This is a genomic window from Chryseobacterium arthrosphaerae, assembly GCF_001684965.1.
GTDB classification, from domain to species: Bacteria; Bacteroidota; Bacteroidia; order Flavobacteriales; family Weeksellaceae; genus Chryseobacterium; species Chryseobacterium arthrosphaerae.
Map to the genome: position 1 here is coordinate 3,261,449 of NZ_MAYG01000001.1, position 24,590 is coordinate 3,286,038.

The window sequence follows — 24,590 nt, forward strand, 5'->3', positions numbered from 1 at the left end:
ACACAAAAATGAGTTTAATTGACCTACTTACAGGGAACACAAGCAACCAGGTTGCTGAACAGGCTGAAAATAAATTCGGAATCAGCAGAAACCAGGTTATTGCCCTATTGGCTGTAGCTGCCCCTCTTATTATTTCTTACCTTAGAAACAAATCTCAGGACGCCAAAGAAGCAGAAGCTTTAAATAATGCTTTAGATAAAGACCATAACGGCAGTATTTTAAATGATCCTTCACAAGTTGAAGCGAGACAGGCTGAAGGCGGGTCTATCCTTGACCATATTTTTGGAGGTCAAAAAAGCAGTGTAGAAAACCAGTTGTCACAGAATACAGGAATTTCCATTGATAAGATAGGACCTATTCTTGCCATGCTGGCACCTGTAGTAATGGGGTATATCGGACAGCAGAAACAGCAGAGCAATGTAGGAGCAGGAGGTCTTGGTGATCTTTTAGGAGGAATTCTCGGTAATGCATCCAGCCAGGCTCAGGCTCAGCAATCCAACCCTTTAAATGACATCCTTGGAAGTGTATTAGGTGGTGGGCAATCTCAGTCTTCAGGCAATCCTTTGAATGATATTTTAGGAAGTGTACTGGGTGGCGGTGGAAACCAACAGCAGCAAGGTGGCGGCTTAGGCAGCATTCTTGGAAATATTTTTGGAAAATAATTAATTTAATTTGTATACAAAAAAGACCGAAGAAAATTTTCTTTGGTCTTTTTTATTGCTGTTACTTTTTAGATTTTTCTTCTGTCGCTGCAAAAGATTTTGAAGCTTTCCTTGGTCTTCTCTTTCCATAGCTTCCGGAATTGATCTTTCCTCTTCTCGATTTTTTGTCTCCTTTTCCCATAGTAATAAATATTTGTTGTTATGACGAATTTAGAAAATATGGATTAAAAAGCCAAGAAACCAGGCTGTTAAAATTTTATAAAAAGTAGGAAGGTGGATGCTGGAAGATAGAAGGGGAATTGCCGGCAGGAATATAATTATCTGACAATTCTAAAAATAATGATTCATATTTTCATTTGATCAATCCTCAGTTTCTATTCCTTCTAAACTTTAATGGTTTTCCATTTTCCTCTTTTAAATAAAACAAATGCAACGATAGTAATCAATGTCTCTGCCGCCGGAATTGAAATAAAGACACCTTTAGGTCCCATTTCCAGGTATTTTGAAAGAAAATAAGCCAAAGGAATCTGGAAAAGCCAGAATCCGAAGAGATTCACCCACGTTGGGGTCCAGGTATCTCCTGCCCCGTTGAAAGCATTGATCATGACCATTCCGATCCCGTAGAAAATAAATCCTGTGCTCATAATGTGAAGGGCATTTTGGGCAAAACTTTTAATCTCCGCCTCCTGGGTAAAGAAACCGACCAGAAAATTGCTGAAAAGGATAAATATTAAACTGACGGTCAACATGAATATCACATTATATTTTACCGTTTTCATCACAGACTGCTCAGCTCTCAGCATTTCATTAGCTCCCATATTCTGTCCCACCAGAGTAGAAGCGGCATTGCTCAGCCCCCATGCAGGAAGCATAAAAAACATCATCAGCCTCAAAGCTGTCTGATAGCCGGCAGAAGCATTTTCACCACCTGTTGTAGCCACGAGTTCTGCAAGGAAAATCCAGCTGCATGAAGCAATCACAAACTGAAAGATTCCGGGAGTCGCAATTTTGATAATAGACTGAATCAAACCATAATCCGGTTTAAAATAAGCAAGCCTGATACGGATCTGGGTATCTGCTACCAGCAAATGATACAGCTGATAAATTACTCCTATACTTCGTCCTATTGTTGTAGCCAATGCAGCTCCGGTAAGTCCCATTGCAGGAACCGGACCGAAACCTTTTATCAGGACCGGGCAAAGAATAATGTTGGCAATATTGGCAATCCATAAACTTTTCATAGCGATCGTTGCATTGCCTGCCCCTCTGAAAATACCGTTGATCAGAAACAGCAGCATGATAATAGTACTGCTCCCCATCATAATTCTTGTAAAATCTTTCCCATAAGCTGCAGCTTCCGGCCTTGCTCCCATCAGGATAAGAATTTCTTCAGCGTATATTACTCCCAGTAAACTCAGAACCAATGTGACTGCAACTGAAACCAATAAAACCTGCGCCGCACTTCTGGATGCCTGCTCCGGATTTTTTTCACCAATTCTCCTTGCTACCAGGGCTGTAGCCGCCATACTCATTCCGATAGCTATAGAATACATCACAGAAAGCACAGATTCCGTAAGTCCTACCGTCTGAATTGCAAAACCGCTTTCTTTCAGATGTCCTACAAAATACAGATCAACCAGTGCAAATACCGATTCCATAGCCATTTCAAGCATCATTGGTATTGCTAAAAGCAAAACGGCACTTCTGATATTTACCTTTGTGTAATCAGTATCTTCTCCATTAAAGGCCCTCTTCAAAAAATCAAGGTATCGTGTCATAATCTTTGTGATTTGTATGACAAAAATATTGATTCAAAATTGAATATAACTTTGCATATGAAAAGTTTTAACAGAGGTATATTTGTTAAAAATCTCTTAAAACATGAATCTGTATTGATAAAATTTATTTAAAAATCAGCCTGATATAGCCTGATAAATCATTTAACTCACTAGATTTGGGAAAAATAAATACCATGAAAAAAAACATCATCGCATTTTTGATGCTACTGCCTTTTATCTACCAGGGGCAAAGTAAAGTTGATAACCTGAGCTTCGAAAGTGTTGAAAATAATCTTCCGAAATCATGGAGCATCATTGGAGACAGCCCGGCAACAATTTCTATTGACAATAAAGAAAAACAGGATGGCCAATACTCAGTTCTGGCGCAATCTGCTGAGAAAGGGATGACAGGGCTTATGTATACACTTCCTGAAAACTACGCCGGAAAAAAGATCACTATTTCCGGTTATATCAAAACAGAAAACCTTACAGACGGATTTGCAGGAATCTGGATGCGGATAGATCCCAAAGTCGGCTTTGATAATATGCAAAGCAAAAATATAAAAGGCACAACTTCATGGGCGAAATATGAAACCACTCTTACCCTCTCTCCCGAAAACTCAAAGAAAATTGTAGTCGGAACTCTTTTTACAGGCAAAGGAAAAGCATGGTTTGATAATATCAGAATCACGATTGATGGAAAAGATATTCAGGAAGCCACAGCTTTTCAGAAGAAACAGGTGAATGCTGATCTTGACCTTGAATTTGATAAGGGCTCAAAAATCAGCAGTATTGATACCGGCAAAAAGAATTTGGAGAATTTAAAAAATCTGGGACTGATCTGGGGATATCTGAAATATTATCATCCCAATATAGCCGAAGGAAAGTACAACTGGGACTATGAGCTTTTCAGAATTTTGCCTAAAATCTCGGGTGCTTCAGCGAAACAGAGAGATCAGATTCTGACAGAATGGATCAAAGGTCTGGGAACCTTTCAGATTGAGAAATTCACCTTCGATACAAAAAACGTAAAAATAGCTCCGGATCTCAACTGGATCACCAGTTCAGGGTTTTCAAAAGAGCTTTCCGATCTTCTTCTTCAGATCAAAGACGCCAAAAGACCCAAAGCCAATTATTACGTAGACTTCTATGATGGCGTGGGAAATCCTGATTTCAGCAATGAAAAACCTTATGAAAATGATGCATATCCGGATGCCGGTTTCCGTCTCCTTGCGCTTTATAAATACTGGAATATTATTCAGTATTATTTTCCGTACAAAAACCTGATCAAGGAAGACTGGAAAGAAGTGCTGCCCGAGTTTATTCCCAAATTTGCCGACGCAAAAAATGAAACCGATTATACGCTTGCCGCTTTAGAGATCATCGCAGGAATTCATGACACCCATGCCAACATATGGGGATCCAATAAGGTATTGGACAAATATTTCGGAGCAAGACATGTTCCTGTAAAGCTTACATTCGCAGAGAATAAAGCAGTTGTCAGCAGCTATATCAATGATCAGCTTGGTAAAGAATCCGGCCTGCAGATAGGAGACATCATCACAGAAATTAACGGAAAGCCGGTAGACCCTATCGTAAAGGAACTGTTAAAAATAAGTCCTGCTTCCAATTACCCTACCCAACTGAGAGATATTGCAAAGAAATTGTTGAGAAGCAATTCCGAAACAATGAATATCAAGATTTCCAGAAACGGAAAAACAGAAAGCCTGACAGTAAAAACATTTGAACCTAAAGAACTGAATATTAAAAAGGAACAGAAAGATTTCTTTAAAATACTGGATAACCAGACCGGCTATTTCTATATGGGAAGCGCAGATGGTAAAAAGCTTTCCGAGAGCTTCAGCCAGCTCAAAAATACCAAAGGAATCGTAATCGACTTAAGGAGCTATCCTTCTGATTTTGTTGTATTTTCTATGGGAAAACTATTAAAAAAAGATTCTTCAGATTTTGTAAAGTTCACCCAGACCACCAACCAGATGCCCGGGCTTTTTACATTTACTCCCAATCTTGGCGTAGAGGGGAGCGGAGCTGAACATTATAAGGGAAAAATTGCAATTCTTATCAATGAAACTACCCAAAGTAGTGCCGAATACCACACAATGGCATTCAGAACCGCTCCCAATTCAAAAGTTTTTGGTTCCACAACGGCGGGTGCCGATGGTAATGTTTCAAGAATCCTTCTTCCCGGAAATATTTCAACCATGATCAGTGGGATCGGAATCTATTATCCGGACGGAACAGAAACCCAGAGAATCGGAATTGTTCCGGATGTTGAGATTAAACCTACCGTAGAAGGGATCAAAAATGGTAAAGATGAGGTACTGGATAAAGCTCTTGCGTGGATCAAAAGCTAATTCCCAAACTACCATAGAAAGCATCAGACAACATCTGGTATTCTTTTATCAGCAAAAAACATATTCAAAAAACTTCCTTTCGGAAGTTTTTTTATTTATAAAACCTGCAAAAATCTTATCTTTGCCAACGAAAAATTCAAGGTTCGGGACTGAACCTTAAACATTGAACTTTAAACAAATAATTATGTTTCGATCACACACCAACGGAGAATTATCTCTGAAAAATCTGAATGAAGAAGTTACACTATCCGGATGGGTACAGACTATCCGTGATAAAGGATTTATGATTTGGGTAGATCTTCGAGATCGTTACGGAATTACCCAGCTGGTTTTTGATCAGGAGCGTTCTTCTGCAGCACTTATGGAAGAGGCTAAAAAATTAGGACGTGAATTTGTGATTCAGGCGACCGGAAAAGTCATTGAAAGAGTGAGCAAAAATCCTAATATTCCAACTGGGGAAATTGAAATTTTAGTAGAGAAATTAACGATTCTTAATGATTCACAGCTTCCACCTTTCACGATAGAGGATGAAACTGACGGTGGAGAGGAATTGAGAATGAAATACCGTTACCTGGATATCAGAAGAAATCCGGTAAAAGATAAACTGATCTTCCGTCACAAGATGGCTCAGAAAGTAAGAAATTATCTATCTGACGAAGGTTTCATCGAAGTGGAAACTCCTGTTCTGATCAAATCGACTCCGGAAGGAGCAAGAGACTTTGTGGTTCCCAGCAGAATGAACCCGGGACAGTTTTATGCATTGCCCCAATCTCCACAGACTTTCAAACAGCTTCTGATGGTAGGAGGAATGGATAAATATTTCCAGATTGTAAAATGCTTCCGTGATGAGGATTTAAGAGCAGACAGACAGCCGGAATTCACACAGATCGACTGTGAAATGGCTTTTGTAGAACAGGAAGACGTGATGAATGTTTTTGAAGGAATGACCAAAACGCTTTTAAAAGATATTACAGGTCAGGAATTCGGAGATTTCCCAAGAATGACTTTTGCGGATGCCATGAGGAAATACGGAAACGACAAACCGGATATCCGTTTCGGAATGGAGTTCGTAGAACTGAATGAGCTGGTAAAAGGAAAAGACTTCAAGATATTTGATGATGCAGAACTGGTAGTAGGGATCAATGTGGAAGGGTGTGCAGAATACACCAGAAAACAGATCGACGAGCTTGTAGATTGGGTAAAACGTCCACAGATCGGAGCTTCAGGAATGGTTTGGGTAAAATTCCAGAATGACGGAGTGAAGACCTCATCGGTCAATAAGTTCTACAGTGAGGAAGATTTAGCAAAAATCATTGAAAAATTCGGAGCTAAGGAAGGAGATTTAATGCTGATTCTTTCAGGAAACGAAAATAAAGTAAGGGCTCAACTTTCTGCATTAAGAATGGAGCTTGGTAACCGTTTGGGATTAAGAAAAGGAAACGAGTTTGCTCCGCTTTGGGTTGTTGATTTCCCTCTATTGGAATGGGATGAGGATACGGAAAGATTCCATGCAATGCACCACCCTTTCACTTCTCCAAAACCTGAAGATATTCACTTATTGGAAACAGATCCTGGAAAAGCCCGAGCCAACGCTTACGATATGGTTCTGAACGGAAACGAAATCGGAGGGGGATCTATCAGAATTTTCGACAGAGATCTTCAGTCTAAAATGTTTGACCTTTTAGGATTCTCTAAAGAAGAAGCTGAAGCTCAGTTCGGATTCTTAATGAACGCCTTCAAATACGGAGCACCGCCACATGGAGGTCTGGCATTCGGGTTTGACCGTCTGGTAGCGATCCTTGACGGAAATGAGGTCATCAGAGATTATATCGCATTCCCTAAGAACAATTCCGGGCGTGATGTGATGATTGACGCTCCGGCTCCCATTGCTGATGCACAGCTCGATGAGTTAGAATTAAAATTAGATTTAAAAGCATAAATTTAAAGCGGGGTATTTGCCCCGCTTTTTTTATATCCTCAATTACAGAAATCCTCAGTATAGTTCTTGTGAAAATAATATTTATAAGACAGTATTATTTGGATTCATAACACCACCTACTTCATTACTCTTTATTAATTTTTTTAACAGAATAAACTTTTATGTTAGTATAAAGTAGTGTTCCGACCTGCATGTCCATAAATAGTGAAATAATCTAATTTAATATTTAGTAGTAAAAAATTAAACACAATAAACTAATCAACGAAATAAATACATTTATTAAATAGAAAAACCAACAAAACAATCATTATATTATGTTATATACAAACATAATCTTTTATTAATATATTTACAGCACACAGCTGGATTATAATGAAGACATTAATCAAAGCTTAGGAATTGATTAATTTAATAATCTTTGGGTAGGATAATAATATAGCTGTTCATATTAAAAACTGATCATCAACCAATATAAATAATATGAAAAGCAAACTATTACTCTTAACAGGATGCCTTGTTCTGGCACTGAATTCATGTAGATCGGATATTGAAAACGCACAAGCAGATTCAATAGATCAAACAACGACACAGTTGGACAATACAAAGATTCACAAATTATTAATTAACGGAAAATACACCTATGTTAATGAAGTAAATGGTGAATATTTTTATGCAGACGATATTACTATTAGCTCCGAGCAGTTTAATAATTTAAAGATGCAGGCCAACTCCGGAATATCCACAGCAGAAAAAAGTACCATTGTAAGCTCCTTTATTAAGACATGGCCGGATGCCACAGTCTACTATACATTACCCAGCCAGGGAACTATGAGCACTCAGAATTACAACACGTTCCTTACCAATATCAACAAAGCGTTTGATATGATCTCTTCTCAAACCAATATGCAGTTTGTTGAACGTACCAATCAAACAGAATACATCACCTTTACTTATACAACATCCAACAGTTCTCCGCTTGGATGGCAAAAAAACAGAGTTAACGGTATTAAAATTTATAATATTACTTATCCGGCAATTATTGCTCACGAAGTAATGCATTCTATGGGAATCATGCACGAACAGTGCCGTCCGGACCGGGACCAGTATATTATTGTAGATGTTAACAAAGCAGTAGAAGGAAGCCGCCATAACTTCAACCTTTACAATGATTATGCAGGACATGGTGCGTTTGATTTCGGTTCAGTCATGATGTATCAATCTACAGATTTTGCCATAGACCCTAGCCAGCCTGTAATGACTAAGCTGGACGGATCCACTTTTACCAAGCAAAGGACAGGGTTATCTGCCGGTGATTATGCTGGAATAAATCATTTGTACGGACCTGTAAATGTCAGCTCTGCAATCAACGGAACCTATACAATGACAACAGCATTAGCGAATGATAAAAATGTAGATATTACCGGAAGTTCCACGACAGACGGCACCAGTATCATTTTATATTCATCTTCTACAGGGAATAACCAGAGATTTACCTTCACCAAATCAGATCATGGATATTATATCATCAAATCTATACTGGATCCTACAAAAGTGTTAACCGTAAAAGGTAACGGGACAACAAATGGAACTGCTGTTGAACTAAGAACCAATTCCGATGCGGATTCTCAGAAATGGTTATTATTCAATCTGGGAAATAATGGCTTTGGATTCGCTCCCAAGAATGCACCGGCCCTGAGATTAGAGGTAAAAGATGGCTTAACGACCAATCTTACCCCTATTGTAATCGGCACTACAAACCAAACAGTTCAGCCCTCTACAAAGCAGCGCTTTATACTTACAAAAGTTAACTAAACTTTTCCATACAAATAAAGAGGTTAGAAATTTATTCTAACCTCTTCTTTTATTCTATGCTTCTACTGTAAAATTATTTATTGGTCAGCTTCAAAATCTGCTCTCTTCCCGGCCCCGTAGAAAGATAGCCTACAGGAATCTCCAGTTCTGCTTCCAGAAATGATAAGAAACTGATTACTTCCCGGGGCAGTTCAGCGGCATTTTTCATGTTGGAAAAATCGGCGTTCCATCCCTCCATCCATTTCAGTACAGGTCTTGCATTTTCGGGAAGCGTACCGGCGACCGGGATCATTTCTCCTTCCAGTTCATAATGAGTACAGACCGCTACAGATTTCAATCCGCTCAATACGTCTGCTTTAGTCAGAACAAGCTGAGTAACACCATTGATCATTACTGCATATTTCAGTGCCGGAAGATCCAGCCAGCCTATTCTTCGTGGGCGGCCGGTATTGGAGCCGAATTCATTCCCTTTCATTCTGAGATCATCCCCAAATTCGTCTAAAAGTTCCGTTGGAAAAGCTCCGTTCCCTACCCTCGTACAATAAGCTTTGGCAATCCCATAAATCTCACCGATCTTTTTCGGTGAAATTCCTAATCCGCTGCTTGCCCCCGATGCTGTGGTTGAAGAGGATGTTACATACGGATAAGTACCATGATCAATATCCAGCATGGCTGCCTGAGATCCTTCCGCCAATACTTTTTTACCTTCGGATAAAGCCTTATTGAGATAAATTTCAGTTTCTGTACATGTGAATTTTTTAAGAAAGTCCACGGCCTCAAAAAATTCTTTAGTGATTTCTTCCAAGGCAGGCAAAACAATCATTCCTCCATCTTCCAGCATCTTATAATCTCTTTCAAGAATATGCTGTGCCCTGCTCTGGAAATCCGGAGATCCGATATCCCCCACTCTCAGATTCTGTCTTAATATTTTATTGGAATACGCCTGTGCAATCCCGTTTTTTGTCGTTCCAATGGTAGTGTACTCCGGATTTTCTTCCATAAAAATATCCAGAAGCTTATGCGTAGGCATTACCAGATGAGCTTTTTTAGAAATAATGATATTTTTTTCCGGTTGAACGGTATGATCAAAGGCCTGAAGATTCAGGATCTCTTTTTTAAAACTTACAGGATCAAGAACCGTTCCTGTACCAATGATATTCTGTACTTCTTTCATAAAGATCCCCGAAGGAATCATTTTAAGCGTTATTTTCCGCCCGTTTCTTTCTATGCTGTGCCCAGCATTAGATCCGCCGTTAAAACGCGCTGTAATGTCATAATTTTCACTGATAAGATCAATAAACTTTCCCTTACCTTCATCTCCCCACTGCAATCCCAGGACAATATCCATATTATTTAAAATTTTATAGTACAAAGCTAGGGAAGATGAGAAGGGAGGCCATTGTCATTTGGCAAAAAACGTATGAGGTTATGACTGATGAAAATATTGATGATTATGAAGCCAGGATTCCGTTCAGATTATTGCTTTGATAAGTTTCGGCTAAAGCCAATGGAATTTTTTGAAACAACAGGAACGGGCTAAAGCCCGTCCTAATTGTATATTTATGGGCACATTGCTCACAAAATATTTCTTCTGATCCTGCTCAGTGATGAAGGGGTAATCCCCAGGTAAGACGCCAGCATAGATTGCGGGACTCTGTTGGCCAGGCCGGGGTAATGGTTTAAAAAATGGATATAGCGGGATTTTGCATCCTGATTCAGCATAATGCTCGCCACCTTAAGTTTGTTTTCTGCAACAAAACCATGAATTCTCGCAAATAAAACCGGCCATATCGTAATTTTCTCTTCCAGGATCTTAAAGGTATTAAGATCTATCACAAGTAATACGGCGTCTGTAATAGCTTCAATATATTCATGGGCAGGAAGCTGATCAGTAAAGCCCTGGAAATCTCCGATGAACCTTCCTTCATAGATAAAATAGCGGGTAAAATCATCTCCCTGCCTGTTATAATATAAAGACCGGAACACTCCTTCTTTTACAAAAGCAATTCTTTGGCTTACCTTTCCTGCTTCTATAAAGGGATCTCCCTTCTGAACGGTTATTTCCTGAATTCCTTTAGCAATCAAAAGTTCATCCTGTGCATTCAGGATTCCAAATTTTCTGATGTAATTAAAAAGTTCTTCCATGTCTTTGCTGTATCCGCCCATTTACGGAAAGATAAAGGTATAAAAGTCGCCCGGAAAAACCATTGTCATTTGGCAAAAAGCTTAACAACACGTACCACATAAAGCTCTATCGGCATGTTAATTGCTTGATTTTTAAAAACGTAAGACAATGAAAGCAATCTGGAATGGCGCCATTGGCTTCGGTTTAGTAAATATTCCTGTTAAGATTTACTCTGCGACGGAGACCAGCAAATTGGACCTTGATATGCTCGATAAATCCGATTATTCCAACATCCGGTTTAAAAGAGTGAATGAAAATACAGGAAAAGAAGTAAAATGGGAAAACATCGTGAAAGGTTATCTCATGGATGACAAATATATCGTCTTGGATGAGGAAGATTACGAAGCTGCAAGCCCTGAAAAAACAAAAATCCTTTCTATTGATCAGTTTGTAAAGGAAGAAGAAGTAGACAGTATTTATTTTGAGACTCCTTACTATTTGGAGCCTCAGAAAAATGGAGAGAGTGCATACAGGCTTTTGTTAAAGGCACTTGAAGAAACCCAAATGGTAGGAGTAGGCACATTTGTCCTCCGGGAAAGTGAAGCCATTGGGCTGATCCGGCCTTATAAAAATGACATTCTGATTTTGAACCGCCTGAGGTTTGATCAGGAGATCAGGGATTATTCGGATTTAAAAATACCTGCCCATAAAGCTCCGAAGCCCGCTGAGCTGAAAATGGCTATCAATCTTATTGAACAGCTTTCTCAGGATTTTGATCCTGCCATGTATAAAGATACGTATTCTGATGATCTATTGAAGATCATCAAGCAGAAAGCGAAAGGTAAAAGCAGTAAAGCCAAAAAGGCCCTTCCTGCCAAAGAAGGTAAAGTGATTGACCTTATGGCCCAGCTAAAGGCCAGTCTGAACAGTTCCAAATCTAAATCCGCATCGTAATGGCTCTTAAAGATTATCATAACAAACGTAAGTTCGATGAAACCAGCGAACCCAAAGGAAAAACAAAAAAAAGCAAAGACAAACTTATTTTTGTGATTCAAAGGCATGCTGCCAGCAGACTTCACTATGATTTCAGGCTGGAAATGGAAGGGGTGCTGAAAAGCTGGGCCGTTCCCAAAGGCCCCTCACTGGATCCAAAAGACAAACGCCTGGCAATGATGGTAGAAGATCACCCGTACGATTATAAAGATTTTGAGGGAAATATTCCTGAGGGAAATTATGGAGCCGGACAGGTTGAGGTATGGGACAGCGGAACTTATGAACCATTAGATGAAAATTCCAGACTTTCTGATGAAAAGGAACTGCTGAAGGAATTACATGCAGGCTCCTTAAAATTTATCTTGCATGGTAAAAAACTTAAAGGAGAATTTGCCCTGGTCAAAATGAAAAATTCTGAAGACAATGCATGGCTTCTGATCAAACATAAGGATGAGTTTGCTGAAAGTCCTTATGATGCTGAAGAAAACACCTCACCAAAATCTTTGGTCACCCAATTCTTAGAGGAAAAAAAAAGCCTGAAAAAAAGCGGAAAAAAGAAGTCATAACTTCGGAAAAACGGTTTCAGAAATTCAATTCCCTGACTAACGAAAAAAAATTAAAATCCTTTATCAGGCCTATGCTTGCGAGACTTTCTGAAGAAGCATTTGATGATAAGGACTGGGTTTTTGAAATTAAGTGGGACGGCTACAGGGCTATTGCAGACCTCAGCCGGGATACTCCCCTTTTTTACTCCCGGAACGGCATTTCATTCATACCGAAATTTGACAAAATAGCTCAGGATTTCAAACAGCAAAAGCATCAGATGATCCTGGATGGTGAAGTGGTAGCCTATGACGATCAGGGAAAGCCTAATTTTCAGCTTTTACAGCAAATCGGGGATAATCCCAATCTTGCTCTCGTTTATCAGGTTTTTGACATCCTCTGGCTGAACGGCCATTCCACGGAAGAACTTCCGCTTATTCAAAGAAAGGAACTTTTAAAAGAGGCACTGGTGGAAACCGATGTCATCAAATACTGTGAACATATTCCGGAAAAAGGTATTGCATTTTTTGAGCAAATGAAAAAAATGAAACTGGAAGGAATGATCGCCAAACGGGCAGATAGTCAATATGTGGAAAATCACAGAACCAGCGACTGGCTTAAAATCAAGTTTTCCAATACGGAAGAAGTCATTATCTGCGGATTTACGGAGCCAAGAGGTTCAAGGAAAAGTTTCGGAGCGTTGATTCTTGGAAAGTATATTGACGGGGAACTGACTTATTGCGGTCATACGGGAACAGGGTTCAATGCTGCTTCTTTACAGGAAATGTACGAAAGGCTCCGGAAACTGGTCATCAAAAGCTCTCCGTTTACCGATGTTCCTAAAACGAATATGCCTGTAACCTGGACAAAACCTGAACTGGTATGTGAAATCAAATATTCCGAGATCACCAAAGACGGTATCTTCCGTCATCCGGTATTTATAACAATCCGTGAGGATAAAGAACCTGAACAAATTAACAATTCATCCTTCAACGAAAAACCTAAAGTAATGAAAGCTAAAGCATCTTCCAAAAAAACAGAAACTTCCGATAAAGAAAAAGAGATCACTTTAAATAAACATAAAGTGAAACTTACGAATCAGGATAAGGTCTATTTTCCAAAAGATGGAATCACTAAAGGAGATGTGATTGAATATTATCAGTCTGTTGCCTCTTATATCTTACCTCATCTGAAGAATCGCCCGCTTTCTCTGAATCGTTTTCCCAACGGAATTGAAGAACAAAGCTTTTATCAGAAAGATGCAGGTGAACATATTCCGGATTGGATCAAAACTACGGAGGTTTACTCTGAATCGAACGACAAAAATATAGACTACATCTACTGCAACGACAAGGCAACCTTAGCCTACCTGAATAATCTAGGCTGCATCGACATGAATCCCTGGAACAGCTCTTTACCGGATCTGGAACATCCGGATTATCTTGTTTTGGATCTGGACCCTTCCACTAAAAATTCTTTTGATGAAGTGATTGAAACCGCCCTTCAGGTGAATGAAGTTTTAAAAGCAGCTTCAGTAAAAGGCTATTGTAAAACTTCCGGAAGTACAGGTATTCATATTTACATTCCAATGGGCGGACGTTATGATTTTGATCAGGTAAAAGATTTTGCCCACATTCTGATGAAACAGGTCAATGAAAAAATACCGAAGATCACCACCCTGGAAAGGAGTCTTCAAAAAAGAGACCCAAAGAAAATTTATCTGGATTATCTTCAGAACAGGACCGGGCAAACCCTGGCCAGTGCTTATAGTTTGCGACCTAAACAAGGTGCTTCCGTTTCCATGCCCTTGGATTGGGACGAGCTGAAGCCGGGATTACAACCTACAGATTTTAACATTCATAATGCGCTGGATAGGATCAAAGAAAAAGGAGATCTATTTAAGCCTGTTTTAGGCAAAGGAATTGATATGATGAAGGTACTGGAGTTTTTACAGGGGTCATAATTAACTGAAATAAAAAAGACGGGAAGAATCCCGTCTTTTATTTTTTATTCCTTGATAAACTTATGGGTTGTATTTCCTATTTTCAGATAATAAATACCTTTCTGCAATTCATCTACATTAAGTTTATTGTCTTTAATACCTATTCTTAATATACTTCTACCCGCTGCATCTGTAATTTCAACATCCAGATTTTTCGTTTGCCCACTATTGATATGAAGAATATTTTTCACAGGATTAGGGTAGATACCTACAGATTCAATCTTAGAACGTTCTTCCTTAACGGACAATGCATTTGTATTATTCAGAATCTTTGTAATAAGCCCTTTAACCGGAGTCTGATAATTTCCAAATACCATAATTTTCTGATCAGGGGTTAAAATGGCTGAATTCATATATTCTTTACCATTCAAATCAATATCTACTACACCATTACTACCAAAACCCTGATCAACAGAGCCATCTGGCTTAAATTTTTTAATAAATTGATTCGTATCCGCTGCATTTCCTGTAGGACTTGCAGTACATATTAAAAATAAATTACTTGCATTGTCTAATAATAAAGTAGGAAAAAGGATATTAGTATCCACATAATAACTAGTATTATTGTTGTAATATACCTCATTGACAATCCCATTGGTCCCAAAACTATTATCCAGTTCTCCGTTTTGATCTAATTTCATTAAAGTAATGAGCATTGTCGGTATACCTGCCGCAGAAGAAAAGCTATATATATAAGTATTATTATCTTTACCTGTAGCTGTACATAAGTAAGTTACATAATTGGGTATAGGAGTATATGAAACAGGATTATTATTATAAGTTGTGTCCAAAATACCGTCTTCCGAATATCTGGATTTCATAAAGATGCCATTAAACTTTTGACCAATCAAAACCAATTTTGAATCGTTCTGAACCACTAAACGGCCTGAATCGCTCTCCATTAATAGTATTCCATTATTTCCGAAGCCCGTATCTATAGAACCGTTTTCATTAAGGCGAAGAACTGCTAATTTCCTCACCTGATTTTCTACTATAGAGCTACATACTAAGACTTTATTAGTATTAGTTATTAGCACATTATTAAAATTAAAGAGTCCTGACATTCCAAGATTGCTAACAAAATCATCTAAAATAGTTCCGTCCACCGTTCCATTATTACCAAATCCAGTATCGTAAGTTCCATTTTCATTAAGTCTTATCAATTTATTACCTAATAAATCTCCAAGAAGGATTTTTTGATCAGATTGAATACCCATTCTAAGTAATCTAGAGAGAGGTCCGTAAGGTGAAGGAGAAATAAATAGCGTATTAAAACTATTATCGATTGTTCCATCAGCATTCAATCTCTGAATAACATTGGTTGTTGTCTGATTATTATTGGGGATACTATAATAAGTTCCACTCACTATAATTTTCTGTTGGGACGTTACAGCTCCTGTTTCATAAATAAATCTATTATTACTATTCGGCGTATAAGACACTACTCCATTAGTGCCAAAGCTAGGATCCAGAAATTGATTTTGTGCTTTTACTGAAACAACTGATACTGATATTCCTAAAAATAGGAAAAGTTTATTGATCATGATTATTGTTTTATTTTGCGCAAATATAAGGTAATATTGAAGAGGAATGAGAAGAATATTACACTATCCGTTTTGAAAAACTGGTCTTAACGAGGGTTTAATGAAACCCAATTTCTGAATCACATAGCGGAAATTCTCTTTTATTTCTTGAACATTATAATCAGCTTATGACCAAGTTTGAATTTCCAAAGATTATTATCAAATAATATGCATATTGCCCCCTGATTCAGTCCAAAAAAAATCCCGCATTCATTAATGCAGGATTTTTCAGTATAATTTAAATTAAAGTTATATCTATTATTGATTATAAACATGTACATCCCTTTGTGGAAAAGGAATTCCAATTCCGGCTTTATCTAAGGCTTCTTTACATTCTATAATCAGTTCTTCATTCATTGTCCAGAAATTTTCAGTGGAAGTACTTACTCTCACCGATACATTTACGGCACTGTCTCCAAGTTCTGTTACCACTACCTGTGGCGCAGGATCCGTAAGTGCGTATTGATTATTTTTAATGGCCTGCATCAGAATATCTTTGGTCAGTCTGAGATCTGCATCATAAGCAATACCGATATCCAAAGAAGTTCTGCGTGTTCCTAACTGGGTAAAATTGGTAATACTGTTGTTTGAAACGACTCCATTGGGGATAACAATTAACTGATTTTGCGGAGTAACCAACTTGGTATGAAAAATATCAATCGCCTGTACGGTTCCCGATACACCGGAATTGGTTGAAATAAAGTCTCCTATTTTAAAAGGTTTCAATAATAAAATAAGAATTCCTCCTGCGAAGTTGGTCAGGGATCCCTGTAACGCCAGACCTACCGCCAGACCGGCAGCACCAATCATTGCAACAAATGCCGAAGTTTGTACACCCAACTGGGTAACCACTACAATGAAAAGAAGAATATTAAGTCCCCAATTGATAATATTTAGAAGGAAAAGCTGTAATGACGCTTCCATATTACGTCTTTTGAAAGCTTTCTCAACCAGTTTTTTTATCATTCTGATCATCCACGACCCGATAAGGTAAATCAGTAATGCGGAAATAACTGCTGTAATAACTTTAGGTGCCCATGAAATAGCTGAAGAGATTAAGGTATCCCAATGCTGCTGAATTTTGTTCAATTCTAAATCGTCCATTTTTTTACTGCTTATATTTATGTTTTTTGTACAATTGTTCTGATTTTCTCTGACAGAAAAAAAAATGATAGAGAGTAAACGAAATCTATAGTCAAAAAGAAATCCTTCTTCAATCTTTAAGATTAAAGAACGGACAGGATATATGAAAAATAGCTGATGACGGAAAAGATAGTATCCGTCTTACTCAATGATCATTTTAAAACCGGTCTTACTGAGAAGAAATAATTCCGGACATAGCATTACAAAAACGATACCGCTTTTACATAATCCATCTATTTTTATTCTTCAGCGGTATAAAATTGTTGTTATGGAAGTTTTGCCGCCAGGCTTTCAGGCAGCAATCTCAGGATATGATAAATGATCTTCCATTTGAAATCAGGAACAATGGTAAATGAATTTCCGGCGTTGACTATAAATTTTGCTACGTAATCCGGTTCCATAATCAGTGATTCATTCAATTCTAACCCTGCATTTATTTTTGTTCTGATATAACCGATTACCAGGGCATTGACAATAATTTTACGGGAAGCAAGTTCCTGCCTTAAACCTGCGAGAAACTGAGTGAATGCTGCTTTTGTACTTCCATAAACAAAATTGCTTTTTCTGCCTCTCACACCGGATAAGGAAGAAAGACCGATTATTCTTTCAAGGTTCTTATTGCTGTTATCCATAGCAATAATACTCAGGATCGAAACCCCTCCCATATAATTGACCTCCATCATTTGTCTGGCACCTTTGAAATCAGTGAGCGCCTGTTGATTATCTACCAGGAAGCCGGCAGCATATACAACGATATGAGGTTTTACAGGAAGTGCAGAATAAAATGCCTGATGGGAATCAAAATCTGCAGCATCAAAATATAAAACAGAGACCTGTGAAGGATTGAGTTGATTGGCTGTAATAAAATCTTCCAGTGATTGTGTATTTCTGGAAGCTGCAATCACATAATAGCCTTTGGAAACATATTGTTTGATACATTGCTTCGCCACATCTGAATTGGCTCCCAGAATAAGAACTGTTTTATTGGTATTTTGACTCATAAGGCAAAGATAATTTATTAATGAATAGTATTTCCACTAAAAAGGCTGCGGCGGGTGAACTTCGTTCACCCGCCGCAGCTAAATATTTTCAGACTGAATTATTTTTTTTCTTCAGTCTCTGTTTTTTCCGTTGCCTTTGCTTTATCTCCAAAGCGTGCTTCAGTCATTTCTCTTGAAACTGCTGCTTTTTCGAATTTCAGTTTTCCGGATAATGTTTCGATGACAAAACCGTCGTCCTGAACCTGGGCAATTCTTCCGTGAAGACCTGATGTAAGGACTACTCTGGTTCCTACTTTAAGGTTTTCCTGGAAGTTTTTTTCCTGCTTCTGTTTTTTCATCTGAGGTCTTATCATCAGAAAATAAAACCCGACGAACATTACTCCCATCATGATCAGCATCATTGATGAAGATCCTCCTGGCTGTGCCTGCAAAAATACTGTCAACATATTTTCTGATTATGGTTGAATGTTCGCTGTGAACGTTAATTTAATCGGAGCTTTTTCTACGTTAGCAAAAACATCAGCATATTTCTGTACGTTTCCGTCAAAGCTTGAAGAATCGAAATGCAGGGTAATCTTACCTTTTTTACCAGGCATAATCGGCTCTTTTGTAAAGTCAGGAGCTGTACATCCGCATCCTGGTCTTACTTCAGAGATAATCAATGGATTTTTCCCCGTATTGGTCACTTCATATACGTGCTCTACCTTATCTCCTTTTTTGATTTTTCCAAAATCGAAATTGCTTTCTGATAAAGCAACTGTAGTAGATGGCTCATTTGAAGTTTTAGCTGTTTCCTCCACAGGAGCAGCAGGAGTTGCTGTAGAATCAGCAGTTACCGGAGCTCCGACAGCTGTAGAATCTGTAGCTACTGTTTCAGCAGTCTGAGTTTCTTTGTTTTCTTTTTTACATGAAACCAGCCCAAAACCTATAATAGACAAGGCGATAATTGATAACGTCTTTTTCATTTTATATTCTATTTTGATCTTTACAATATTTATCTAAAATACCATTAATGAAGATATTGGAACGGTCTGTAGCAAATACTTTTGCAATTTCGATATATTCATTAATAATAACTCTTGAAGGCGTGAAAGCAAAATTATCCAATTCTGAAATCGCAGTAGACAAGATAACCTTATCCATTAGGGAAACTCTTTCAAGGTCCCAGTTTTCCAGTCTTTCTTCCAGCTTTTTCTCGTTGTTTTCCCAATTGTTCAGGGTGTCTTTCAACAGTTTGCTGGCAAAAGTCTTATCATCTTCATCTTTGATCATTTTGATCAGGGTTCTGCTTTCTTCATCTTCTCTCAGGAAACCGATTGTTTTCTGTACCATTGAGTTTGAAATATGGATATCGTCATACCATGAAAGTTCCTTATCTCCAAGATAATCATGGAAATCATCATTTTCAGCAATATATCTTAAGAACAGTTTTCCAATAAATTTCTGATCTTCTTCAAAAGAATAACCTTCTTCTTTCATGAAATCCTGATAACGTTTCCCTGCAGTAATTCTTTGGAAAGTCTTTACCAGAAGATCATCATGCATATCCCATTTCAGCTGTTTGTGCTGTCCTGTAAAGAATAATCTTTCAGGATTTTCTTCCAGCTTCTGCAATACCTGGTTGTTGATGAATTTCTGGTTAGGATTTATATCAGCATCTGTTTTAAGATATTTGTTCTTTCCGATCTCAATCTGGTGTTCTGCCAGATCTTTCAGGGCCACCAGGAAATTAAGCTGGTAGATATAGAGATAATAGATTTTCTCTATTCCAGCGAACATGTTTTTCTCTAAAACATCAAACTTTACAGGATTCTGATAGTAAGAATACACTGTCTGTACTACTTTTTCACGGATTTGTCGTCTTCCTAACATTCAAAGAGCTTTTTTATGCGTGCAAAGATACAAAATTTAAAATTGATGAAATTCGTAGTGTGATGACATTTTTGTAATTTTGTCAAACTATATGAAAGCGCTAAAAACCTTAAACCCTTATTTTTGGAAACACAAAATACTTTTGTTTTGGGGGGTACTATTTATCATTGCCAGTAATTTCTTTAATATATATAAGGTTCAGTTTGTAGGAAAATCCGTGGATGAGCTTACCAAAAGCGGAAATCTCGGTTTCAATCAGCAGGTGCTTATCTACGTCGGAATCATTGTGGGATGCTCACTTTTAACCGGATTCTTTACTTTTATGATGAGACAGACAATCATTGTTGCCTCCAGAAGAATTGAATATGAGCTTAAAAATAAAATTTACAGGCATTACCAGGATTTATCTTTAACGGATTACAAGCAGACAACCATCGGAGACCTGATGAACAGGCTCAGTGAAGACGTGGTTGCTGTAAGAATGTATCTTGGTCCCGGCGTCATGTATGTGGCCAACCTCATCGTTCTGGTTCTGATCACTGCCATTTATATGGTAAAAACGGATGCTTCCATGACTTTATGGACTTTGCTTCCGCTTCCTATTCTATCTTTTGCCATTTATAAAGTAAGTTCCATTATCAATAAAAAGTCGAAGATCATGCAGAAAAGCCAGTCAGCCATTTCCACCTTTGTACAGGACAGCTTTTCGGGAATCCGTGTAGTAAAGTTTTTTGCAAGGGAAAAGTATATTGAAAAGAACTACGGAATCAAAGTCACCGACTATCAGAATAAGGCATTGGACCTTGCTAAGACAGAGGCTTATTTCTTTACCATTATTTTATTTGTTATCGGTCTGCTGAATGTTGCCATTATCTGGATCGGGGGAACCAAATATATTGCCGGAGAATTAAGTATCGGTAAAATCGCAGATTTTTTCATGTATATCAATACCCTGATTTTCCCGTTCTCTATGGTTGGCTGGGTAACTTCTGTGAACCAGAGGGCTGAAGCTTCTATGCAAAGGATCAATGAATTTATGGATAAAAAATCAGAGATCATTAATACCAATTTCGAGAACTATACGATTAAAGGAGATATTGAATTCAGAAATGTCTCGTATGTATATCCAAATACAGGAATCAAAGCGCTGGATCATTTAAGTTTTAAAATCAAAGCAGGAGAATCTTTGGCCATCATGGGCAAAACCGGAAGCGGAAAGTCTACGATTGCTTTACTTTTGTGCAGGCTGATAGATCCTACTGAAGGGGAGATTTTGATTGACGGTAAAAACCTGAAAGACCACAATCTTGATAACTACAGAAATTTCATCGGTTATATTCCTCAGGAAAGCTACCTGTTCTCAGATTCCATTGAAAATAATATCGGTTTTGCCATTGATCATCCTTCTCATGAAAAGGTAGTGGAATATGCTCAGATTGCAGATGTACATAAAAATATTGTTGAGTTTAAAGAACAATATAAAACACTTGTGGGTGAACGGGGCGTTATGCTTTCCGGGGGTCAGAAACAAAGAATATGTATCGCCAGGGCCTTAATCAAGGACCCGAATATCATTATTTTTGATGACTCTCTGTCTGCATTGGATACTGAAACGGAACAGAATATTCTGGAAAATATTGATAAGAAAATCAGCAATGCCACTTCCATAATCATCACACACAGAGAGTCTAGCGCTCAAAAAGCCGACCAGATCATCAACCTTACGGAAATTACCAATTCTGTAACCGCATAGCCGTTTCGTTCTCAATTGTTAAATAAATCATAAAAAAAATTTTGTGATTAAAAGAATTCTTTTATATTTGTTCTTAACAAGATTAAAAAATATCTAACAATGAGTGAATACAAGGAACGCCATGAAAATGAGATTTTCACGAAGGTGTTAAAAGCAGGGAGAAGAACTTATTTCTTTGATGTGCGCGAGACGAAAGCAGGAGATTATTATCTTACCATCACTGAGAGTAAGAAGAATTTCGGAGAGAATGGGGAAGCTACATTCGAGAAGCACAAAATTTACCTTTATAAGGAAGATTTTAAAAGTTTCCAGGAGATGTTTAATGAGTCCACAGATTTCATCATTAATGAAAAGGGTGAGGATGTAATTTCAGAAAAACATGACAAAGACTTCAAAAGCAGATCATTCACAATTGATTCTGACGACGAGGTTTAAAAAAAAGAATATCTAAAAACACAAGCATCTGAAAAGGATGCTTTTTTTATGCCCTAATCTCAAAACATTTTACATCGTTACTTCAAAATTTCTCCCTTTGGATCAGCAGCATTTCTCATCAACTTATAAAGTTTTGGCTAAAGCCGTTGAATCTTTATTATATTAAAAGAACGGGCTAAAGCCCGTTCCTATTGATTTGATTATTGACACCTTGATTATTCCTTATTTGATTATGGTATCAAGAAACTGAATAACTGATTTGGCATCTCTTTCTGGCAAGGATCTGCATTTTTATTATTTCTATTATTTACACTATTTGTAACCTTTGCAGAAGAAAACATTACAATACCTCCATCTTTTCTAAGGGTAACCAATTCATCATTTTGCAAACTTGGATCAAACTTTCCGAAACACATGATATTGTCCTGAACCTGTATAGTGGGAAAATTTTCCGCACCATCATTAAACAAACTACTTCCATTTAATTTAAATATCCTATATATTCCCTCAAAGTTTCTATGAGCAACGATCTCTGCAACTCCATCCGCATCGATATCTCCAACAGCCAACCCTTTCCAGTCTGAAGCCGGACCCCATCCGGTAGACTTCGCAATTTCTGTTAGTAGTCCATTATCGTCTATATTATAAACATGTATGCCATTTTGCGTACCATCATTAGTATCCACAAGTAAAACAATTTCATCTTTTGTATCACCATCAAGGTTGCCTGATGCTACCGCTTTAATTTTAGAATCTGCAGGCAGATTGAGCACATTGGCCTGAACTGATTGAAAGGTACTTCCATTGAACTGATAGACAAAAACTGTTTTATCAAAATTTCTGACTGCAACAACATCATCCTTTCCCCCACTAATATAATTTCCGGCAGCAATACCTGCCCATTCCGACTGAGCTCCATATCCTGTATACCTGGACTGTTCGACGAGGTTGTTATTTTCAATTTTTAAAATATAAAAACCATTTTCATTAGCATCTGCGTGATCATTTAATGCGATGATCTCGCTTTTACCATCTCCAAAAAAGTCACCTGCTGCCAGACCTTTCCAATTATTGGAACCACTGTATATTTTATTGTTGGTAACCGGACGAAAGCCTTTATTATAAGGTTCTAAAGTTTCCATCATTCCATCAATGTTTCGTATGACTACAAATTCCTCCTCATCATCGCCGTCAAAATTGCCCTTTGCAACTCCTCTCCAATCAGAATTTCTTCCATATTTATGGTCTGTATTGATGGGAACAATTAAATTCTCAAAATTTGACATCAATGCCAATGTTATAGAAGATTCATCTACCGTTATACTGTCATAATAATGTTTAGCAGCCTGCAGATCAGCAACTGTCTGATACAGTGTCTGATCATCATATTGCGATAAATAAAGCCACATGTAAGCAGTATAGGTTCCGTATCTGGGACGTGTAGGGGGATTTGGAGGGACTATTTCATCATCCTTTATATCCCAGTTTTCATCATTATAATTGACTCCGTTTTTTATCACTAAAGGAGATATATAGATATCTTTTGTAAACGTTTTATAATACGCTACCATATCAGAAATGGTGTAAATAGGAATTCCATCTTTTACAATACCATATTTATTACATTCATAGGGGAAACTTGCTGTCAGATTAGAATGGGAGATATCTTCCCGTAAAGTATCAAACTTCCAATAGGTCCAGATATTGGAACCCAAAAGAGGATTAAACTGTGTATTCGCCTTTATAAATTTAGCTATCTTATTTAATTTTTTAAGATATTTCCCCTGATTTCCCTCTTTCGTGGCTCTGTGCATTTGTACCAATACTCTTCCCACAGCACTTTGCATATTGTAAGGTAAAATAACTTCCGGATAGCTTAATGAATCATTATCTCTTTCTTTATAATATCCTATCGTATCATTAGAATTCACCTCTTCATACCATTGGTCTTTATGATATTCAAGTGTTTCATCTACCTTTTGTATAAGATCATCAGCAATAATATCGTACGACTTATTCTTGTATCGTCCCTGCAGTCTATATTTTAAATTCTGAATGGATGGATCAAGCTTAACCATTGCAGCAAATTTAGCCATAGGATAGGTAATATTAGCACTATGAACCAAATGAGAATGCGCTGGTCCTGAGTTTTGTTTTTTATTATAATAGTTGGTTGACCAGGCAGCACCAGATTCTCCCCGGTAATCATAAATTATTGGTAATCCTAATGTGGGAAATCTCAGATCATCCCTTCTGTCAATTGTATTAACAAAGCATTCTATTAAGGTTTTAGCATACGTTGTATCTTTTGTTTTTTCATACATCAATACCAATGCTTCCATATGAGCGGGTACGGCCCATGAAAACTCAAGTTGATTTGAGCTCGTAGAATGACTCACCCATGTATTGAATCCCTTGGTATCAAACATGCGTTTATAATAGGATTGAGAAGTGGGTTGAGAATAAGATTTTATTGCAAATAATACAATGATGATTGCAAAGAGATTTTTCATATTTAATTAGTTTTTTGGTTCAAGATATCCTGCAAAGAATTATCTCATGATTGGTTTGTTA

20 protein-coding genes are annotated in these 24,590 nt (G+C 37.7%); 9 read left to right on the plus strand and 11 right to left on the minus strand.

All coding sequences use genetic code 11. The features are described 5' to 3' along the window. Nucleotides 1-8 precede the first annotated feature (8 nt). Complete coding sequence (locus BBI00_RS14625; RefSeq protein WP_065399445.1) at nucleotides 9-662, plus strand: DUF937 domain-containing protein; 654 nt, start codon at nucleotides 9-11, stop codon at nucleotides 660-662. 61 nt (nucleotides 663-723) lie between these two features. On the opposite strand, the gene BBI00_RS14630 is transcribed toward BBI00_RS14625, so the two are convergent. Together BBI00_RS14630 and BBI00_RS14635 are read right to left on the minus strand one after the other, a co-directional pair. Continuing rightward, complete coding sequence (locus tag BBI00_RS14630) at nucleotides 724-843, minus strand: 30S ribosomal protein THX (RefSeq protein ID WP_065399446.1); 120 nt, start codon at nucleotides 841-843, stop codon at nucleotides 724-726. 202 nt (nucleotides 844-1,045) lie between these two features. Then, nucleotides 1,046-2,440 carry an MATE family efflux transporter gene (locus BBI00_RS14635; protein ID WP_065399447.1) on the minus strand — a complete coding sequence of 465 codons (1,395 nt, stop codon included), beginning with the start codon at nucleotides 2,438-2,440 and terminating at the stop codon, nucleotides 1,046-1,048. A gap of 194 nt (nucleotides 2,441-2,634) precedes the next feature. On the opposite strand from BBI00_RS14635, the gene BBI00_RS14640 reads away from it, so the two are divergent. From BBI00_RS14640 to BBI00_RS14650, 3 genes are all read left to right on the plus strand, one after another. Further along, entirely contained in the window at nucleotides 2,635-4,815 is a 2,181-nt protein-coding gene (locus BBI00_RS14640) for a S41 family peptidase (RefSeq protein ID WP_083988511.1), read from the plus strand. Nucleotides 4,816-4,999: 184 nt separating this feature from the next. Then, complete coding sequence (aspS, locus tag BBI00_RS14645; RefSeq protein ID WP_065399448.1) at nucleotides 5,000-6,754, plus strand: aspartate--tRNA ligase; 1,755 nt, start codon at nucleotides 5,000-5,002, stop codon at nucleotides 6,752-6,754. 480 nt (nucleotides 6,755-7,234) lie between these two features. Continuing rightward, the gene (locus BBI00_RS14650) at nucleotides 7,235-8,566 is read left to right on the plus strand and encodes a M12 family metallopeptidase (RefSeq protein WP_065399449.1); all 1,332 of its coding nucleotides are present in this window, start codon (nucleotides 7,235-7,237) and stop codon (nucleotides 8,564-8,566) included. Between the two features lie 73 nt (nucleotides 8,567-8,639). On the opposite strand, the gene BBI00_RS14655 is transcribed toward BBI00_RS14650, so the two are convergent. Next, nucleotides 8,640-9,914 carry an adenylosuccinate synthase gene (locus BBI00_RS14655; protein ID WP_065399450.1) on the minus strand — a complete coding sequence of 425 codons (1,275 nt, stop codon included), beginning with the start codon at nucleotides 9,912-9,914 and terminating at the stop codon, nucleotides 8,640-8,642. 227 nt (nucleotides 9,915-10,141) lie between these two features. Continuing rightward, the gene (locus BBI00_RS14660) at nucleotides 10,142-10,711 is read right to left on the minus strand and encodes a Crp/Fnr family transcriptional regulator (RefSeq protein ID WP_065399757.1); all 570 of its coding nucleotides are present in this window, start codon (nucleotides 10,709-10,711) and stop codon (nucleotides 10,142-10,144) included. A gap of 148 nt (nucleotides 10,712-10,859) precedes the next feature. Here BBI00_RS14660 and ku point away from each other — a divergent pair, with 148 nt between their 5' ends. The 3 genes from ku (at nucleotide 10,860) to ligD (ending at nucleotide 14,190) form a co-directional block, all read left to right on the plus strand. Further along, nucleotides 10,860-11,645, plus strand: a complete 786-nt coding sequence (gene ku, locus BBI00_RS14665) for a non-homologous end joining protein Ku (RefSeq protein WP_065399451.1) — start codon at nucleotides 10,860-10,862, stop codon at nucleotides 11,643-11,645. After that, entirely contained in the window at nucleotides 11,645-12,250 is a 606-nt protein-coding gene (locus BBI00_RS14670; RefSeq protein ID WP_065399452.1) for a DNA polymerase ligase N-terminal domain-containing protein, read from the plus strand. Before ku ends, BBI00_RS14670 begins: the two co-directional genes overlap by 1 nt. A gap of 71 nt (nucleotides 12,251-12,321) precedes the next feature. Next, on the plus strand, nucleotides 12,322-14,190 hold the full coding sequence (gene ligD / locus BBI00_RS14675) for a DNA ligase D (protein ID WP_065399453.1): 1,869 nt from the start codon (nucleotides 12,322-12,324) through the stop codon (nucleotides 14,188-14,190). A 44-nt stretch (nucleotides 14,191-14,234) separates the two neighbouring features. On the opposite strand, the gene BBI00_RS14680 is transcribed toward ligD, so the two are convergent. From BBI00_RS14680 to BBI00_RS14705, 6 genes are all read right to left on the minus strand, one after another. Further along, on the minus strand, nucleotides 14,235-15,773 hold the full coding sequence (locus BBI00_RS14680; protein ID WP_065399454.1) for a T9SS type A sorting domain-containing protein: 1,539 nt from the start codon (nucleotides 15,771-15,773) through the stop codon (nucleotides 14,235-14,237). Between the two features lie 297 nt (nucleotides 15,774-16,070). Beyond that, nucleotides 16,071-16,916: a mechanosensitive ion channel family protein gene (locus BBI00_RS14685; RefSeq protein ID WP_065399455.1), complete on the minus strand. Its 846-nt coding sequence runs from the start codon at nucleotides 16,914-16,916 to the stop codon at nucleotides 16,071-16,073. 305 nt (nucleotides 16,917-17,221) lie between these two features. Beyond that, on the minus strand, nucleotides 17,222-17,956 hold the full coding sequence (locus BBI00_RS14690) for an SDR family NAD(P)-dependent oxidoreductase (RefSeq protein WP_065399456.1): 735 nt from the start codon (nucleotides 17,954-17,956) through the stop codon (nucleotides 17,222-17,224). Between the two features lie 98 nt (nucleotides 17,957-18,054). Beyond that, on the minus strand, nucleotides 18,055-18,402 hold the full coding sequence (yajC, locus tag BBI00_RS14695) for a preprotein translocase subunit YajC (RefSeq protein WP_065399457.1): 348 nt from the start codon (nucleotides 18,400-18,402) through the stop codon (nucleotides 18,055-18,057). Between the two features lie 9 nt (nucleotides 18,403-18,411). Beyond that, on the minus strand, nucleotides 18,412-18,921 hold the full coding sequence (locus BBI00_RS14700; protein ID WP_065399458.1) for a DUF1573 domain-containing protein: 510 nt from the start codon (nucleotides 18,919-18,921) through the stop codon (nucleotides 18,412-18,414). A 1-nt stretch (nucleotide 18,922) separates the two neighbouring features. Next, a complete protein-coding gene (locus tag BBI00_RS14705) occupies nucleotides 18,923-19,828 on the minus strand; it encodes a transcription antitermination protein NusB (RefSeq protein ID WP_065399459.1) in 906 nt (301 codons plus the stop codon). Between the two features lie 91 nt (nucleotides 19,829-19,919). On the opposite strand from BBI00_RS14705, the gene BBI00_RS14710 reads away from it, so the two are divergent. Both BBI00_RS14710 and BBI00_RS14715 read left to right on the plus strand, forming a co-directional pair. Further along, nucleotides 19,920-21,581, plus strand: coding sequence for an ABC transporter ATP-binding protein (locus tag BBI00_RS14710; protein ID WP_065399460.1), 1,662 nt, complete (start codon nucleotides 19,920-19,922; stop codon nucleotides 21,579-21,581). Nucleotides 21,582-21,680: 99 nt separating this feature from the next. Then, on the plus strand, nucleotides 21,681-22,016 hold the full coding sequence (locus BBI00_RS14715; RefSeq protein WP_027375472.1) for a DUF3276 family protein: 336 nt from the start codon (nucleotides 21,681-21,683) through the stop codon (nucleotides 22,014-22,016). A 230-nt stretch (nucleotides 22,017-22,246) separates the two neighbouring features. Here BBI00_RS14715 and BBI00_RS14720 read toward each other — a convergent pair whose 3' ends face one another. After that, nucleotides 22,247-24,529, minus strand: coding sequence for an FG-GAP repeat domain-containing protein (locus BBI00_RS14720; RefSeq protein WP_065399461.1), 2,283 nt, complete (start codon nucleotides 24,527-24,529; stop codon nucleotides 22,247-22,249). Nucleotides 24,530-24,590: the final 61 nt, after the last annotated feature.

Excerpts from the sequence above, each read along its gene's own strand:
- BBI00_RS14655 (WP_065399450.1), bottom strand. The coding sequence starts at position 9,914 with ATGGATATTGTCCTGGGATTGCAGTGGGGAGATGAAGGTAAGGGAAAG.
- ligD (WP_065399453.1), top strand. The coding sequence starts at position 12,322 with ATGCTTGCGAGACTTTCTGAAGAAGCATTTGATGATAAGGACTGGGTT.
- BBI00_RS14660 (WP_065399757.1), bottom strand. The coding sequence starts at position 10,711 with ATGGAAGAACTTTTTAATTACATCAGAAAATTTGGAATCCTGAATGCA.
- BBI00_RS14650 (WP_065399449.1), top strand. The coding sequence starts at position 7,235 with ATGAAAAGCAAACTATTACTCTTAACAGGATGCCTTGTTCTGGCACTG.
- BBI00_RS14710 (WP_065399460.1), top strand. The coding sequence starts at position 19,920 with ATGAAAGCGCTAAAAACCTTAAACCCTTATTTTTGGAAACACAAAATA.
- BBI00_RS14720 (WP_065399461.1), bottom strand. The coding sequence starts at position 24,529 with ATGAAAAATCTCTTTGCAATCATCATTGTATTATTTGCAATAAAATCT.
- BBI00_RS14690 (WP_065399456.1), bottom strand. The coding sequence starts at position 17,956 with ATGAGTCAAAATACCAATAAAACAGTTCTTATTCTGGGAGCCAATTCA.
- BBI00_RS14705 (WP_065399459.1), bottom strand. The coding sequence starts at position 19,828 with ATGTTAGGAAGACGACAAATCCGTGAAAAAGTAGTACAGACAGTGTAT.
- BBI00_RS14715 (WP_027375472.1), top strand. The coding sequence starts at position 21,681 with ATGAGTGAATACAAGGAACGCCATGAAAATGAGATTTTCACGAAGGTG.
- BBI00_RS14680 (WP_065399454.1), bottom strand. The coding sequence starts at position 15,773 with ATGATCAATAAACTTTTCCTATTTTTAGGAATATCAGTATCAGTTGTT.
- BBI00_RS14670 (WP_065399452.1), top strand. The coding sequence starts at position 11,645 with ATGGCTCTTAAAGATTATCATAACAAACGTAAGTTCGATGAAACCAGC.
- BBI00_RS14640 (WP_083988511.1), top strand. The coding sequence starts at position 2,635 with ATGAAAAAAAACATCATCGCATTTTTGATGCTACTGCCTTTTATCTAC.
- ku (WP_065399451.1), top strand. The coding sequence starts at position 10,860 with ATGAAAGCAATCTGGAATGGCGCCATTGGCTTCGGTTTAGTAAATATT.
- yajC (WP_065399457.1), bottom strand. The coding sequence starts at position 18,402 with ATGTTGACAGTATTTTTGCAGGCACAGCCAGGAGGATCTTCATCAATG.
- BBI00_RS14700 (WP_065399458.1), bottom strand. The coding sequence starts at position 18,921 with ATGAAAAAGACGTTATCAATTATCGCCTTGTCTATTATAGGTTTTGGG.
- BBI00_RS14625 (WP_065399445.1), top strand. The coding sequence starts at position 9 with ATGAGTTTAATTGACCTACTTACAGGGAACACAAGCAACCAGGTTGCT.
- BBI00_RS14685 (WP_065399455.1), bottom strand. The coding sequence starts at position 16,916 with ATGGACGATTTAGAATTGAACAAAATTCAGCAGCATTGGGATACCTTA.
- aspS (WP_065399448.1), top strand. The coding sequence starts at position 5,000 with ATGTTTCGATCACACACCAACGGAGAATTATCTCTGAAAAATCTGAAT.
- BBI00_RS14630 (WP_065399446.1), bottom strand. The coding sequence starts at position 843 with ATGGGAAAAGGAGACAAAAAATCGAGAAGAGGAAAGATCAATTCCGGA.
- BBI00_RS14635 (WP_065399447.1), bottom strand. The coding sequence starts at position 2,440 with ATGACACGATACCTTGATTTTTTGAAGAGGGCCTTTAATGGAGAAGAT.